This window comes from Streptomyces sp. NPDC044061, from assembly GCF_056434305.1.
The window spans coordinates 10,885-28,260 of the sequence record NZ_JBWKFL010000072.1 but is presented as its reverse complement, the minus strand read 5'-3'; the positions used below and the strand labels follow the sequence as shown (position 1 = coordinate 28,260).

1 protein-coding gene and 1 pseudogene are annotated in these 17,376 nt (G+C 71.8%); both read left to right on the top strand.

Translation table 11 applies throughout. The features are described from left to right. Positions 1 to 6,105: SDR family NAD(P)-dependent oxidoreductase (locus tag AC07CM_RS46880; protein ID WP_478882694.1), on the top strand; the 6,105-nt coding region annotated here is incomplete at its 5' end. Between the two features lie 95 nt (positions 6,106 to 6,200). Next, positions 6,201 to 17,318: pseudogene (locus AC07CM_RS46875) on the top strand (type I polyketide synthase); the annotation flags it as partial. Positions 17,319 to 17,376 lie beyond the last annotated feature (58 nt).

The following is a 17,376-nucleotide window of genomic DNA, read 5'->3' as shown; positions in this document are numbered from 1 at the left end:
GTGCTGGACGACGGTGTGGTGGCGTCGCTGAGTGCGGACCGGCTGGACGCCGTGCTGCGCGCGAAGGCGGACGCCGCCTGGCACCTCCACGAACTCACCCTGGACCAGCCGCTCGCCGCCTTCGTCCTCTTCTCCTCCTCGGCCGGCGTGCTCGGCGCGCCCGGCCAGGGCAACTACGCCGCAGCCAACACGTTCCTCGACGCCCTCGCCGCGCACCGCCGAGCAACGGGCCTCCCGGCCGTGTCGCTCGCCTGGGGCCTGTGGGCTGCCGGCGGCATGGGCGAGCGCCTCGGCGAAGCGGAACTACGTCGCCTGGGTCGCAACGGATTCCCGCCGATGACGGTGGAGCAGGGACTCGCGCTGTTCGACTCCGCCCTGATCGCCGACGACACGCTACGCGTCCTCGTCCGGCTCGACCTTCCCGCGCTACGTGCCGCCGACGCCGCATCCGGCCCGCTCTCCTCGATGCTGCGTGGGCTGGTCACCCCGGCTCGCCGCGCCGCGGGAAGCACACCGATCGGCGCGTCCCTGCACACCCTCCTGGTCGGCCGCCCCGTCGAGGAACGTGTCCCCGAACTCCTGCTACTCGTGCGGACCGAGGTGGCGCGAGTGCTCGGCCATCCGTCGGCGGACTCGGTGGCGGCCGACCAGGCCTTCAAGGACCTGGGCTTCGACTCCCTGTCCGCCGTGGAACTGCGGAACCGGCTGAACGCCGTGACCGGTCTGCGGCTTCCCGCGACGCTGGTGTTCGACCATCCGACGGCCACCGCGGTCGCCGGGCACCTCGACAGGCTCCTGTTCGACGACGGTACCCGCCCGGCGTCGGCCATCACTGCGCCGGCCGCGCGGGTCGACGACGAGCCGGTGGCGATCGTGGGGATGGCGTGCCGTTTCCCGGGTGGGGTGTCCTCGCCGGAGGAACTCTGGCGGCTGGTGGAGTCCGGGGTGGACGCGGTGTCGGACTTCCCGGTGAACCGGGGCTGGGACGTGGACGGCCTCTACGACCCCGAGCCGGGGACGCAAGGAAGGACGTATGCGCGCTCGGGTGGATTCCTGCATGAGGCGGGGGAGTTCGACGCGGACTTCTTCGGGATCAGCCCGAACGAAGCACTGGCGATGGATCCCCAGCAGCGGTTGCTGCTGGAGACCTCGTGGGAGGTGTTCGAGCGGGCAGGCATCGACCCGGCCACGCTGCGCGGAAGCGCCACCGGCGTATTCGCGGGCGTCATGTACCACGACTATCAGGACAACAACAACACCGGATCCATCGCCTCGGGCCGCGTGGCCTACACGTTCGGCCTGGAGGGCCCGGCGGTCACGGTGGACACGGCCTGCTCGTCCTCCCTGGTCGCCCTGCACCTGGCGGCCCAGGCCCTGCGCAACGGCGAGTGCTCACTCGCGCTCGCGGGGGGTGTGACGGTCATGGCCACGCCCGAGGTGTTCGTTGAGTTCAGCAGGCAGCGGGGCCTCTCGCCGGACGGCCGCTGCCGGTCGTTCGCCGCCAGGGCGGACGGGACCGGGTTCTCCGAGGGCGTGGGTGTGCTGCTGGTGGAGCGGCTGTCGGACGCGCGTCGTCTTGGGCATCCGGTTCTGGCGGTGGTACGGGGCTCGGCGGTGAACCAGGACGGTGCGTCGAATGGTTTGACGGCGCCGAACGGGCCCTCGCAGGAGCGGGTGATTGGGCAGGCGCTTGCCGCTGCCGGTTTGTCGGCTGTGGATGTTGATGTGGTGGAGGGTCACGGGACGGGGACGGTCCTGGGCGATCCGATCGAGGCGCAGGCGTTGCTGGCGATGTATGGGCAGGGTCGGCCGGACGACAGGCCGTTGTGGCTGGGGTCGATCAAGTCGAACATCGGTCATACGCAGGCTGCGGCGGGCGTTGCTGGGATCATGAAGATGGTTCTGGCGATGCGGCATGGTGTGCTGCCGCGGACGTTGCATGTGGATGAGCCGTCGGGACAGGTGGACTGGTCTTCCGGCGCGGTGGAGTTGCTGAGCGAGGCCCGGGAGTGGCCGGAAGCCGAAGGGCGTCCGCGTCGGGCCGCCGTCTCCTCATTCGGACTGAGTGGCACGAACGCGCATGTGATCGTGGAGGAGCCACCGACGGTTGCGGCGGCGCCTTCTGATGGTGATGTGGCGCCGGTGTCGTGGGTGGTGTCCGGGAAGACGCCCCAAGCACTGACCGCATGCGCCGATCAGCTCAAGACGTATGTGTCCGGACGAGAGGCGTTGCGTCCGGTGGATGTGGCCTGGACGCTGGCCGGACGGGGGCAGTTCGAGCACCGGGCGTTGGTCGTGGGTAGGGACCGCGACGAGCTGCTGAGCGGGCTGGACGGCGTGGGCGTGGTGCCCATGGTGGCGGGCAGGCTGGCGTTTCTGTTCACCGGGCAGGGTGCGCAGCGTTTGGGGATGGGTCGTGAACTGGCGTCTCGTTTCCCGGTGTTCGCCGAGGTCTTTGATGAGGTGGCCGCAGCGCTGGACGTTCACTTGGATCGGTCTCTGCGCGAGGTCATATGGGGCGAGGACCCTGCTGCTGTTGAGCAGACCGGGTGGGCACAGCCCGCGCTCTTCGCGATCGAGGTCGCCCTGTTCCGTCTCCTGGAGTCGGCCGGTCTGCAGCCCGACTTCGTGGTGGGCCATTCGATCGGCGAACTAGCCGCAGCTCACGTGGCGGGTGTACTGACGCTGGCGGATGCTGCCCGACTCGTCGCCGCACGTGGAAAGTTGATGCAGGCGCTGCCGGTGGGCGGTGCGATGGCGTCCGTCCGGGCCGGCGAGGCCGAGGTGCGGGCGGCGCTTGCCGATGGTGTGGAGGTCGCGGCGGTCAACGGGCCCCTCTCGGTGGTGATTTCGGGCTCCGAGGACGCGGTAACGGAGACCATCGAGAGGCTCCAGGACGACCACAAGGTCACCCGTCTCCGTGTCAGCCATGCCTTCCACTCCCCGCTGATGGAGCCGATGCTGGCCGACTTCGCCGAGATCGCGTCCCAGCTGGACTACGACGCGCCGCGCATCCCGCTGATCTCGACCCTGACCGGCGAGCCGGCCACCGACGACCTGCGCGACCCCGACTACTGGGTCCGCCAGGTACGCGAGCCGGTGCGCTTCGCTGACGCGCTCACCACCCTCGCGGAACACGGCGCGACCAAGTTCCTCGAACTCGGCCCGGACACCGTCCTCGCCACCATGGCAGAAGACACCCTCCCCGCCGACACACACATCGGGGCCACCCAACGCCGCGACCGCGAAGAGGCCCACACCCTCCTCACCGCCCTCGGCGACCTCCACGCCCGAGGCACCGATGTCGACTTCACCGCCCTCCACTCCGGACGGCACCTCGACGACCTCCCCACCTACCCCTTCCGACACCAGCTGTACTGGAACAGGGGAGGCACGACCGGCGGCGACCCCGAGTCCATCGGGCTGACCCGAGCCGTGCACCCCCTGCTCGGCGCTGCCGTGACCGTCGCCGATTCGGACACGGTGATGTTCACCGGCCGTCTGTCGACGCGGACACAGCCATGGCTGGCCGACCATGTCGTCGGCGACTCGATTCTGTTCCCGGGTACCGGCTTCGTCGAGTTGGCGATCACTGCGGCCGAGGAGAGCGGCTGTGACCAACTCGACGAGTTGGTGCTCGAAGCACCGCTGGTGATACCGGAGCACGGCGGTGTCGCGGTCCAGATTCTCGTCGGGGCCCCGGACGACTCGGGGGTCCGTCCAGTCAGTGTGCACTCCCGCGGCGACGATCCCGTTCGCCCGTGGGTCCGTCACGCCGTCGGCGCCGTCCGGGCGGCTGCACCCGTCCCGGCCTCTGCCGATGCCCTCGTCGCGTGGCCGCCGCCTGACGCCGCTCCGGTCGATCTCACGGGCCGCTACGACCGTCTTGCCGCCGACGGGCTCACGTACGGCGCCTCCTTCCAAGGACTGACGGCCGCCTGGCAGCACGGCGACGAGGTCTACGCCGAAGTGGTCCTGCCCACCGCCGCGTCGTCCGGTGAGGGCTTCCGCCTCCACCCCGCCCTGCTCGATGCGTGCCTCCAGGCCATTGGACTCCGTGCGGGTGAGCCCGAGTCGGTACGGCTTCCGTTCGCCTGGACGGGGGTGCGAGTGTCCGCCCCGGCCGCCACACGGTTGCGGGTACGGATATCCTCGACGCCCGAGGGCGGGGTCGCGCTGGCCATCAGTGACGGGTCGGGCAGGCAGATCGCCTGGGTCGAGTCGCTGGTGTTGCGTGATGTCGACACGGCCGAGCTCGCCGCCGCCCGCGCCGCTGGCCGGGACGCGCTGTTCGAGCTCGAATGGACGCCGGTGCCCAACCCAGTGGCGGTGCCGCCGGCCTGGGAGCACTGGGACCGGCTCGACCCGGAAGGCGCGCTGCCGGAGACCGTCGTACTGTTCACCGACACCTTCACCGAGCCGGGCCAGGGCAGCGACGCCGTGCATCGGGAGGTCCACCGCGTTCTCGGTGCGCTGCAGACCTGGCTGGCGGACGACCGGTACGCCCGTTCCACGCTGGTGGTCGTCACCAGGAACGCGGTCGCCGTCAACGGGGTCACCGACCTGGCCGGTGCGGCGGTCTGGGGCCTGGTGCGATCGGCACAGTCGGAGAACCCCGGGCGTATCGTGCTGGCCGACCTCGACGACCTCACGGCGCTCGAGACGGCACTGGCCGCCGGAGAGCCCCAAGTGACCGTACGGGACGGCGAAGTCCGCGTGGCACGCCTGACCAGGCCCTCCGGACCCGCCACCTCCACCGACCGGCTGCCGGCCTTCGACCCTGACGGCACGGTGCTGCTCACCGGCGCCACCGGCATGCTCGGCAGGCTGGTGGCCCACCACCTGGCGGCCGTACACGGCGTACGACGTCTGCTGCTCCTCGGCAGGCGCGGCCCCGCCGCCGAGGGCAGCGCCGAACTGGTGGCCGAACTGACGGCGTTGGGCGCACACGCAGAGGTCGTGGCGTGCGACGTCGCCGACCGGGACGCGCTCGCCGACGCCCTGGCCGTGGTACCCGCCGACCACCCGCTGACCGGGGTGGTGCACGCGGCCGGTGTGCTGGACGACGGCGTGATCGGCTCGCTCACCCCAGAACGCGTCGACGCCGTTCTCCGTCCCAAGGTCGACGCCGCGCTCAATCTGCACGAACTGACCGAGACCGCGAAGCTGTCGGCGTTCGTACTGTTCTCGTCGGCCGCGGGCGTCTTCGGCAACCCCGGTCAGGGCAGTTACGCTGCCGCCAACGCCTTCCTCGACGCGCTCGCCGCCCACCGGCGCACCCTCGGACTGCCGGCGCACTCCCTGGCCTGGGGCCTGTGGGACGGCGCCGACGGCATGGCGGCCGACCTGGTGGACGGGGACCGCCGCCGTATGACCCGCACCGGCGTACGGCCGTTGTCGGATGCGGACGGTCTGGCGCTCCTCGACACGGTGCTCGGCACCGACGCACCGGCCCTCATACCGATCCGGCTGGACCTCGCGTCCCTGGCGAGCCGGGCCGACCTGCCGCCGCTGTTCGGCACCCTCGTACGGCGTCCCGCAGGACGACCGGTCGCGGCGGACACGGCCGACGCGCTGCTGCGCCGCCTGGCGGACACGCCGGCCGACGAGCGGGAGGCCGAACTGCTCGAAGTCGTCAAGTCACACGCGGCCGCGATCCTCGGACACTCCGGACCACAGGACATCCCGGCCGCCCGGCCGTTCAAGGAGCTGGGCTTCGACTCGCTGAGCGCGGTCGAGTTCCGCAACCTGCTCAACGCCGCGACCGGCCTGCGCCTGCCGCCCACCCTCGTCTTCGACTACCCGAACGCCACCGCCCTGGCCGCCGAACTCACCGCGCAACTGGCTCCCGAAGCCGACGACGGCGAGCCCGACACGGAGCGCCGAATCAGGGACGTACTGCACGCCATACCGCTCAGCCGACTGCGTGACGCGGGTCTCCTGGAACGCCTCCTGGAACTCGGCGGCGGCACCCCGGTGGCGCTCGACCCCGCGGACGGCGAGGTCGGCTCGATCGACGACATGGACACCGACGCCCTGATCAACATGGCCCTGGGCGGACGCGACGATTTCGACTCGACCGGAATGAGTGGAGACCACCGATGACCGGCTCCGACAACAAGCTCGTCGCCGCGTTGCGCAGTTCGCTCAAGGAGGCCGAGTTCCTGCGCGCACAGAACGCGAAGCTCAACGCGGCGCTCTCCGAGCCGATCGCGATCATCGGCATGGCCTGCCGCTACCCGGGCGGAGTCACGTCCCCCGAAGACCTGTGGCGGCTGGTCGCCGGCGACGTCGACGCGATCTCCGACTTCCCGTCCAACCGCGGGTGGAACCCCGACCAGTTGTACGACCCGACGGGCGAACGCCCGCAGACCACATACGTACGCCAAGGCGGGTTCCTGCACCAGGCCGACCAGTTCGACCCCGCCTTCTTCGGTATCAGCCCCAACGAGGCACTGCTCATGGACCCGCAGCAGCGGCTGCTGCTGGAGTGCTCCTGGGAGGCGATCGAACGGGCGGGCATCGACCCCGTGACCCTGCACGGCAGCCGCACCGGCGTCTTCGCCGGGATGATGTACCACGACTACCCCGCCAACGCGAACACCGGCGCCGTCGCCTCCGGCCGGGTCTCCTACACCCTCGGCCTCGAAGGCCCGACGGTCACGGTGGACACCGCCTGTTCGTCCTCGCTCGTCGCCCTGCACTCCGCCACCCAGGCACTACGGGCGGGGGAGTGCACCCTGGCACTCGTCGGCGGCGTCGCCGTGATGGCGACACCCGAGGCGTTCGTCGAGTTCAGCAGGCAGAAGGGACTGTCGCCCGACGGCCGCTGCCGCTCGTACGCGGCCTCCGCCGACGGCGCCGCCTGGGCGGAGGGCGCGGGCGTCCTTCTGGTGGAACGGCTCTCGGACGCCCGACGCAACTGCCATCCGGTCCTGGCGGTGGTACGCGGCTCGGCGGTCAACTCCGATGGGGCGAGCAACGGGCTGTTCGCCCCCAATGGCCCCTCACAACAGCGAGTGATCCGCCAGGCGTTGGCGTCGGCGGGGCTCTCGTCCCCGGATGTCGACGTCGTGGAGGGGCACGGGACGGGAACCGTCCTCGGTGATCCGATCGAGGCGCAGGCGTTGCTGGCGACGTACGGGCAGGGTCGGCCGGACGACAGGCCGCTGTGGCTCGGCTCCATCAAGTCGAACATCGGTCACACGCAGGCTGCGGCGGGCGTCGCCGGGATCATGAAGATGGTTCTGGCGATGCGGCATGGTCTGTTGCCGCGGACGTTGCATGTGGATGAGCCGTCGGGGCAGGTGGACTGGTCTTCCGGCGCGGTGGAGTTGCTGACGGAGGCCCGGGAGTGGACGAGAGCGGAGGGGCGTCCTCGTAGGGCGGCGGTGTCGTCGTTCGGGATCAGTGGGACGAACGCGCATGTGATCGTGGAGGAGCCGTCGGCGGTCGATGCGGCGCCTTTTGATGGTGATGTGGCTCCAGTGGCGTGGGTGGTGTCGGGGAAAACCCCCGAGGCGCTGACCGCCTACGCAGATCAACTGAGGTCGTACCTCGTCGGGCGTGAGGCGCTGCATCCGGTGGATGTGGCGTGGACGCTGGCTGGTCGTACGAAGTTCGAGCATCGGGCCGTGGTCGTGGGTGCGGACCGTGAGGAGTTGCTGCGCGGGCTGGCCGGTGTGGGCGTGGTGTCCCCGGTGGCGGGCAAGCTGGCGTTTCTGTTCACCGGGCAGGGTGCGCAGCGGCTCGGCATGGGGCGTGAACTGGCCTCTCGTTTCCCGGTGTTCGCAGATGCTTTTGACGAGGTGGCCGCGGCGCTGGATGCTCACCTGGAGCGTCCGCTGCGTGAGGTCGTATGGGGTGAGGACCCCAGTCTCGTGGAGCGGACGGGCTGGGCGCAGCCGGGGCTGTTCGCGATCGAGGTCGCCCTGTTCCGGCTCCTGGAGTCGGCCGGTGTGAAGCCCGACTTGGTCGCCGGGCACTCCATCGGTGAGTTGGCTGCCGCGCACGTGTCCGGTGTGCTGTCCCTGTCGGATGCCGCCCATCTGGTGGCCGCGCGTGCCCGGTTGATGCAGGCGCTGCCGATGGGCGGAGCGATGGCGTCCGTCCTGGCCGGCGAGGCCGAGGTACGGGCGGCACTCGTCGACGGTGTCGAGATCGCAGCAGTCAACGGCCCCAGGTCTGTGGTGATCTCCGGAGCCCAGGACGCGGTAACGGAGACGATCGGCCGTCTCCACGACCACAAGGTCACCCGCCTCCGTGTCAGTCACGCGTTCCATTCCCCGCTGATGGAGCCGATGCTGGCCGACTTCGCAGAGGTCGCGTCCCAGCTCTCCTACGACGCGCCGCGCATCCCACTGATCTCGACCCTGACCGGCCAACCGGCATCCGACGACCTGAGCGACCCCCACTACTGGGTCCGCCAGGTCCGGGAACCGGTCCGTTTCGCCGACGCGCTCACCACCCTTGCGGAACACGGCGCAACCACGTTCCTCGAACTCGGCCCGGACACCGTCCTCGCAGCCATGGCCGAGGACACCCTTTCCGCCGACACCACCCACGTCATCGCCACCCAACGCCGCGACCGCGACGAGGCCCACACCCTCCTCACCGTCCTCGGCGACCTCCACGCCCGAGGCACCGACGTCGACTTCACCGCCCTCCACCCGGGATGCCACGTCGACGGTCTCCCTACCTACCCCTTCCAACGCCGGCGCTACTGGCTGGACGTGACGGACTACCTCGCCGAGTCCTGGCTCGGTGACGCCCTGGGGAGTGACCCGGCAAGTCTGGGCGTGACCGCTCTCGACCATCCGCTGCTCGGTGCCGCCGTCACCGTGCCCGACAGCGGTGCCGTGGTGCTCACCGGTCGGCTGTCGGTGGGGGACCAGCCTTGGCTGGCCGACCACGACGTGCTCGGGAGCGTTCTGCTGCCCGGCACCGGCTTCGTCGAGCTGGTGCTGCGCGCCGCCCGGGAGGTCGACTGCGACCGGATCGAGGAACTGACGCTCACCAGCCCCCTGGTCCTGCCGGACGAGGGTGGTCTGGGCGTCCGGGTGCTGGTGGGCGGGCCGGACGAGTCCGGCCGCCGTACCGTGGCGGTGTACTCGGCCGCCGAGGAGCAGCCCGCGGACACCTCGACAGACACCTGGACTCTGCACGCCGAGGGCCTGCTGACCTCCGGTCCGACCCCCATGACGGACACGTTCGGGGCCTGGCCCCCGCCCGGCGCCACCGTACGTCCGACGGACGGCGCATACGAGCGGCTGCTCGGCCGGGGGTACGGCTACGGCCCGGTGTTCCGGGGCCTGCGCGCGGCGTGGGAGCGCGGCGACGAACTCTTCGCCGAGGTCGCCCTGCCCGAGGACGCGCACGGCGACGCCCGGCGCTGCGCAGTGCACCCCGCCCTGCTCGACGCGGCCTTGCACGCGTCGCTGCTGGAGGACCTGGACGGATCCGGGACCACCCTGCTCCCGTTCTCCTGGAACGGCGTCTCCCTCCGCGCCTCGGGCGCCACGGGCCTGCGCGTCCGTATGCGGCCCGCCGGGCCCGACAGCGTGACCCTCGACATCGCGGACGAGGCGGGACGCGCGGTGCTGTCCGTGACGTCGCTGGTGTCCAGAGCGGTTTCCGCCCAGCAGCTCGACAGTGTGCGCGGTGCCGGGAGCGCGACGCTGTACCGCGTTCGGTGGCAGACCGCCGACCTCGCCGCACCGCACGAGCGCTCCCGCTGGGCCGTCATAGGCCCGCCCGACCTCGGACTGCCGGCGTTCCCCGGCCTCACCGAACTCGCCGGGGCGGTCGAAGCCGGTGACACCGAGGCACCCGACGTCGTCCTGCTGCCGCTGGACCCGGGTGCCGGCGACCTGCCCACGGCCGTACGAGCCAGCACATCAGCCGTCCTGCACGCACTCCAGGCCTGGCTCGCCGACGAGCGCTTCGCCGCCTCCCGCCTGGTGATCGCGACCCGGCACGCCGTGACCGCGCGCGACGACGAGCGCGCCGACCTCGCCGCCGCCCCCGTGTGGGGTCTGGTCCGGGCGGCACAGGCGGAGAACCCCGGCCGGTTCGTGCTGGCCGACGTCGACGAATCCGCCGAGTCCCGTGCGGCCCTGTCCGCCGCGCTGGACAGCGACGAACCAGAATTCGCCCTGCGTCAGGGCGCGTTGCTCGTGCCCAGGCTCGTCGCCGCGGACCCTGCGCCGCGACCGGAGCACATGGACGGTACGGTCCTGATCACCGGCGGCACGGGCGGGCTCGGTGCACTGGTCGCCCGCCACCTGGTCACCGAGCACGGCGTCGGCAGGCTCGTACTGACCAGCCGGCGCGGTTCCGAAACCCCGGGCGCCGCGGAACTGACGGCCGAACTGACCGGCCTCGGCGCCGAGGTCACGGTCGCCGCCTGCGACGCGGCCGACCGCGAGGCGCTCGCGGCGGTACTGGCCGCGATCCCCACCGAACACCCGCTCACCGCCGTGGTGCATGCCGCCGGTGTCGTCGACAACGGTCTGGTCACCGCGCTCGACCCGGACCGGCTCGAGTCCGTCCTGCGTCCCAAGGTCGACGGCGCGTGGCATCTGCACGAACTGACCCGCGAACTGCCCCTGTCCGCCTTCGTCCTGTTCTCGTCCGCCGGTGGGCTGGTCCTCGCGGCGGGCCAGGGCGGCTACGCGGCAGCCAACGTGTTCCTCGACGCGCTCGCCGAACACCGCGCCGCCACGGGCCTGCCCGCCACATCTCTGGCCTACGGCCTCTGGGGCCTCGACACGGGCTTCGGCGCGGCCCTCACCGAGGACGACCTGGACCGGATGGCCCAGCAGGGTTTCCCCGCCCTCACGGCGGCCGAGGGCCTCACGGCCCTCGACGCCGCGCTGCCCGGACCGCCCACGCTGGTGCCCATCAAGGTCCACGCCGCCGGAATCCGGGCGAACGGCGAGGTCGCCGCCCTGCTGCGCGGCGTCGTACGCATGCCGCGCAAACCACGGGCCACTGCCGGCTCCGCCTGGGCGGACCGCCTCGCGGGCCTCACCGGCGACGAGCGCGTAGCCGTCCTGCTCGACCTGGTCCGCACGGAGGTCGCCGCCGTACTGGGCCATGCGTCGGCCCAGGCGGTCGAGCCGGACCGCGCCTTCTCCGAGCTCGGCTTCGACTCGCTGACCGCCGTCGAACTCCGCAACAGGCTGGCCACCGCGACCGGTCTGCGCCTGCCCGCCACACTGGTCTTCGACCACCCGACGGCCAACGCGGTCACCGAACACCTCGACGAAACTCTCGGCGGCACCACGGCCGACAGGCCCACCGCCGGCACCACGAGCCACCGTGCGGACGACGAACCGATCGCCGTCGTCGGCATGGCCTGCCGCTTCCCCGGCGGCGTGCACTCGCCCGAGGACCTGTGGCGCATGCTCGCGGCCGGCGACGAGGCCATCGTGTCGCTGCCCGCCGACCGCGGCTGGGACGAAACCCTCTACGACCCCGAACCGGGCAAGCCCGGCAAGTGCTACGCGCAGGGCGGCGGATTCCTGCGCGAGGCCGGGGACTTCGACGCCGGGTTCTTCGGTATCGGCCCGAACGAGGCGCTGGCGATGGACCCGCAGCAGCGGCTGCTGCTGGAGACGTCCTGGGAGGCATTCGAGCGGGCGGGCATCGATCCGGCCACGCTGCGCGGAAGCGCCACCGGCGTCTTCGCGGGTGTCATGTATCACGACTACGGCTACGGCAGCTCCAGCGGAGGCAGCGCCGTCGCCGGGCGGGTGTCGTACGCGCTCGGCCTGGAAGGCCCCGCCGTCGCCGTCGACACGGCGTGCTCCTCCTCGCTCGTCGCGCTCCACTCCGCCGTGCAGGCCCTGCGCTCGGGCGAGTGCTCGCTGGCCCTGGCCGGCGGAGTGGCGGTCATGGCCTCCCCGGAGATCCTGGTCGAGTTCAGCCGTCAGCGCGGACTGTCCGCCGACGGCCGGTGCCGTTCGTACGCCTCTGGTGCCGATGGGACCGGCTGGGCCGAGGGCGCCGGGATCCTCCTGGTGGAGCGGCTGTCGGACGCCCGGCGCAACGGTCGTACGGTCCTCGCCGTGATCCGGAGCACGGCGGTGAACCAGGACGGCGCGTCCAACGGCTTCTTCGCGCCGAACGGCCCTTCGCAGCAGCGGGTGATCCGGCAGGCGCTGGCGTCGGCGGGGTTGTCGTCCGCGGATGTCGATGTGGTGGAGGGGCACGGGACCGGGACGACTCTCGGCGACCCCATCGAGACTCAGGCGTTGCTGGCCACGTATGGGCAGGACCGGCCGGAGGGCCGGCCGCTGTGGCTGGGGTCGATCAAGTCCAACATCGGCCATACACAGGCCGCGGCGGGCGTGGCCGGGATCATGAAGATGGTTCTGGCGATGCGACACGGGCTGCTGCCGCGCACCTTGCATGTGGACGAGCCGTCGCATCAGGTCGACTGGTCCTCCGGTGCGGTCGAACTGCTCACCGAGGCCCGGGATTGGCCGGGCAACGACGGTCGCCCGCGCCGCGCCGGTGTCTCGTCCTTCGGCCTCACGGGAACGAACGCGCATGTGATCGTGGAGGAGCCGCCGGCGGTCGAGGCGGCGCCTCCTGGCGGTGAAGTGGCGCCGGTGGCGTGGGTGGTGTCGGGGAAGACACCCGAGGCGCTGACGGCTTACGCCGATCAGCTCAGGACATTTGTGGCTCGGCGTGAGGCGTTGCGTCCGGTGGACGTGGCGTGGACGCTGGCCGGACGAGGGCAGTTCGAGCACCGGGCCGTGGTCGTGGGTGCGGGCCGTGACGAGCTGCTGCGCGGGCTGGAGGGCGTGCGTGCGGTGTCCCCGGTGGCGGGCAAGCTCGCATTCTTGTTCACCGGGCAGGGTGCGCAGCGGCTGGGCATGGGTCGTGAACTGGCGTCTCGTTTCCCGGTGTTCGCGGCAGCGCTCGATGAGGTGGCCGCGGCGCTGGATGCTCACCTGGAGCGTCCGCTGCGTGAGGTCGTGTGGGGTGAGGACCCCAGTCTCGTGGAGCGGACGGGCTGGGCGCAGCCGGGGCTGTTCGCGATCGAGGTCGCCCTGTTCCGGCTCCTGGAGTCGGCCGGTGTGAAGCCTGACTTCGTCGCTGGGCACTCCATCGGTGAGTTGGCTGCCGCGCACGTGTCCGGTGTGCTGTCCCTGTCGGATGCCGCCCATCTGGTGGCCGCGCGTGCCCGGTTGATGCAGGCGCTGCCGGTGGGCGGTGCGATGGCGTCCGTCCGGGCCGGCGAGGCCGAGGTGCGGGCGGCGCTCGTCGACGATGTCGAGGTCGCGTCGGTCAACGGCCCGCGCTCGGTGGTGATTTCGGGCTCCGAGGACGCGGTAACGGAGACCATCGAGAGGCTCCAGGACGACCACAAGGTCACCCGTCTCCGTGTCAGCCATGCCTTCCATTCCCCGCTGATGGAGCCGATGCTGGCCGACTTCGCCGAGATCGCGTCCCAACTGGACTACGACGCGCCGCGCATCCCACTGATCTCGACCCTGACCGGCCAACAGGCCGCCGAGGACCTGCGCGACCCCCACTACTGGGTCCGCCAGGTCCGCGAGCCGGTCCGCTTCGCCGACGCGGTGACCGCGTTGACGGCCCAGGGCGCGACCAGGTTCCTTGAGATCGGCCCGGACACCGTCCTCGCGTCCATGGCAGAAGACACCCTCCCCGCCGATTCCTACGCCGCTGCCACTCAACGCCGCGACCGCGACGAGGCCCACACCCTCCTCACCGCCCTCGGCGACCTCCACGCCCGAGGCGCCGACGTCGACTTCACCGCCCTCCACCCCGGACGGCACCTCGACGACCTCCCCACCTACCCCTTTCAGCACCACCGCTACTGGCAGCCAGAGCGCGCGGCCGGTGCCGGCCCGGCGTCGCTGGGGCTGGCACCGGCCGAGCATCCGCTGCTCGGCGCGGCCGTTCCGCTGGCCGGTTCCGACGCCGTCGTGTTCACCGGCCGTCTGTCCACGCAGACACAGCCCTGGCTGGCCGACCACGTCGTCGGCGACTCGGTCCTGTTCCCGGGCACCGGCTTCGTCGAGTTGGCGATCGCGGCAGGCGGACAGGTCGGCTGCGAGTTCCTCGAGGAACTGGTGCTGGCCGCCCCGCTCTCCCTGCCCGAGCAGGGCGGAACCACGATCCAGGTGTCCGTCGGCGCGCCGGGCGCGAGCGGGGGTCGTACCGTCTCCATCCACTCGCGCACCGAGGACACCGAGCCGTGGGTCCGTCACGCGGACGGAGTACTCGGCTCGGGAATCCCGTCGGACCTCACCGGGCTGACTCAGTGGCCGCCGCAGGGGGCCGTGGCCGTGCCGGTCGACGAGGCCTACGAGACGATGTCCGCGCGCGGCTACGGCTACGGCCCGGTGTTCCAGGGGCTGAGGGCCGCCTGGCAGCGCGGCGACGAGATGTTCGCCGAGATCGCCCTGCCTGAGCAGGCCCACGCCGACGCCGCCCGGTACGCCCTCCATCCGGCCCTGCTGGACGCCTCGTTGCACGCGATGGGCCTGACCGGCGACGACGCGGACGGCGCCACCATGCTGCCCTTCTCCTGGAGCGGTGTCGCCGTGCACGCCCACGGTGCGCGCGGTCTGCGGGTCAGGATCACGCCGGCCGGTGACCGGGCCGTGGCCCTGGACCTCGCCGACCTCTCCGGGAGCCCCGTGGCCTCGGTCGGCGCCCTGAGCCTGCGTGAGATCACCCCCGAGCAGCTCGCCGTCCTGCGGCAGGGCGGCGACTCCCTGTACCGGATCGACTGGGAGCCGACCACCTCCGCCCCGCCCATGGCCCCTGACGCCAACTGGGCGGCGGTCGGCCACGGTTGCAGGTACGCCGATCTGCCCGCCCTGGTCGCGGCGTGCGATTCGGGTGCGGCCGGGGTGCCGGACGTGGTGCTCTGGCGGGCGGCGCCGAGAGGGGCCGCCGTCGTGCCGACCGACGTCCGTGCGGCCCTCGCCGATGCGCTCGGCGCGGTGCAACTCTGGCTGGCGGAAGAGCGTTTCGCCGTCTCGAAGCTGGTGATCGTGACCAACGGAGCGATGACAGAGGAGGGTTCGGACCTCTGCCTCCACCAGGCGCCAGTCTGGGGGCTGGTCCGTGCGGCTCAGGCCGAGAACCCCGGCCGGTTCGTCCTCGCCGACGTAACAGAGGTCACCGACACAGCCGAGGTCACCGAGGTCAATGACGCCGACGACGTCACCGGGACGACGAGCGACACTGCCCTACTCGCCGCAGTGGCGACCGGCGAACCCGAACTCATGCTCCGTGCCGGAAAGGTCCTCGTGCCTCGACTGGCCCGAGAGGAGCGCCCCACCGAGGCTCCTGCCGCACCGCTGCTCGACCCCGCCGGCACCGCCCTCGTCACCGGCGGAACCGGTGGCCTGGGCGCCCTGGTGGCACGGCACCTCGTCAGCCGTCACGGCATCCGCCGGCTCGTCCTCACCAGCCGCAGCGGCCCGGCCGCCCCGGGAGCGGATCGTCTGCACGCCGAGCTCACCGAACTCGGCGCCGACGTACGCATAGTCGCCTGTGACGCCGGGGACCGCGAGGCACTGGCCGCCGTGCTGGCCGACGTCGACCCGGCCGCACCCCTCACCGCCGTCGTGCATGCGGCCGGTGCCGTCGACGACGGTGTGGTCGGCTCACTGACGCCACAGCGCGTCGAGACGACCCTGCGCCCGAAGGTCGACGGAGCGTGGCACCTGCACGAACTCACCGCTGGGCTGCCGCTCGCCGCTTTCCTCATGTTCTCCTCGGCCGGCGGCCTGGTGCTGGCGGCCGGGCAGGGCGGTTACGCCGCCGGCAACGTCTTCCTCGACGCTCTCGCCCGGCACCGCGCGGCCCGCGGGCTCCCCGCGACCTCGCTGGCCTACGGGCTGTGGGGCATCGAGGCGGGCCTCGGCCAGTGGCTGACCGAAGCCGACCGGGGGCGCCTAGCCCGTCAGGGCTTCCCCGTTCTCACCGTCGAGGAGGGGCTGGCGGCCTTCGACGCCGCGCTGGTCACCGACCGTCCGACGCTCGTCCCCGTCAAGGTGGAGGTCGCCGCTCTGCGGTCACGGGCCGGTGAACTCCCCGCGCTCCTGCGCGGCTTGGTGCCCCCGGCGCGGCGCCGTGCCGCCGCCGGTCCGGCGGACGCCGGGGACCTGGCTCGCCGGCTGGCGGGTCTCTCCGACTCCGAGCAGGAGCGGGAGCTCACCCAGCTGGTGCGGGCGCACGCCGCCGCCGTGCTGGGGCACGAGAGCGCGCAGGCCGTCGATCCCGAACGGGACTTCCTCGAGCTCGGGTTCGACTCCCTCGCCGCCGTCGAGCTGCGCAACCGGCTGACGGCCGCGACCGGTCTGCGGCTGTCCCCGATGGCGGTGTTCGACAACAAGAACCCCACCGCCCTCGCCCGGCATCTGCACGCCGACCTGTCCCTGCCGCCCTCCGCCGTCCCGACAGCCGGTGAGACGCCGGACACCCTGGCCGAGCTGTTCCGGGCGGCCGTGCTGTCCGACCAGGTGATCAAGGGCTTCGACCTCCTGCGCGCCGTGTCCGACCTACGGCCGCGGTTCACGTGCGCCGCCGACTTCGGGCCCCTGCCCGACGGCGTCCGGCTCGCGGACGGCCCGCAGGAGCCCGTGCTGATCGGCATCAGTACCCCGATGGCGACCGGCGGCCCACACCAGCACGCGCGGCTCGCCGCCGCATTCCGCGGGAAGCGTCCGATGATCACGCTGACCAACCCCGGGTTCACGGCAGGGGAACCCCTGCCGGAGACCACGGACGCGGTGATCGACTACCTCGCCGAAGGGGTGCTGCGCGCCGCCGCGGACCGGCCGTTCGTACTGATCGGCTACTCGTCGGGCGGCACGCTCGCCCACGCCACGGCCGGCCATCTGGAACAGGCGCGCGGGGTCCGGCCGGCGGGTGTCGTCCTGATGGACACCTACCGGGTCGATCTGGAGGACCGGGACCAAGGCCGGCTGATGGAACAGCTCACCATCGGACTGGTGCAGAAGGACCAGGCGTTCGGCCTGTTCCACAGCAGCGCCCTGTCCGCCATGAACCGCTACTTCGACCTCGTACCGAGGTTCACGCTGGAGCCGCTGACGGCCCCCGTGCTGTTCGTCGGCGCCTCCGAGTCCTTCATGCCGCCCGGAACGACCGCGGACGGCGAGGACTGGCAGGCAAAGCCCTGGGACCCCGCACACGACTACGCCGCCGTGCGGGCCACCCACTTCTCCATGATCGAGGACCATGCCGCCGAGGCCGGCGCACTCGTCGAGGAATGGATCTCCCGGCACGCCCCTAGGGGTGACTAGGGGTTCTTGCCGAGCCCGCCCCTTCCTATCGTCATGGGTGAAATCGGGTGATCGAGAA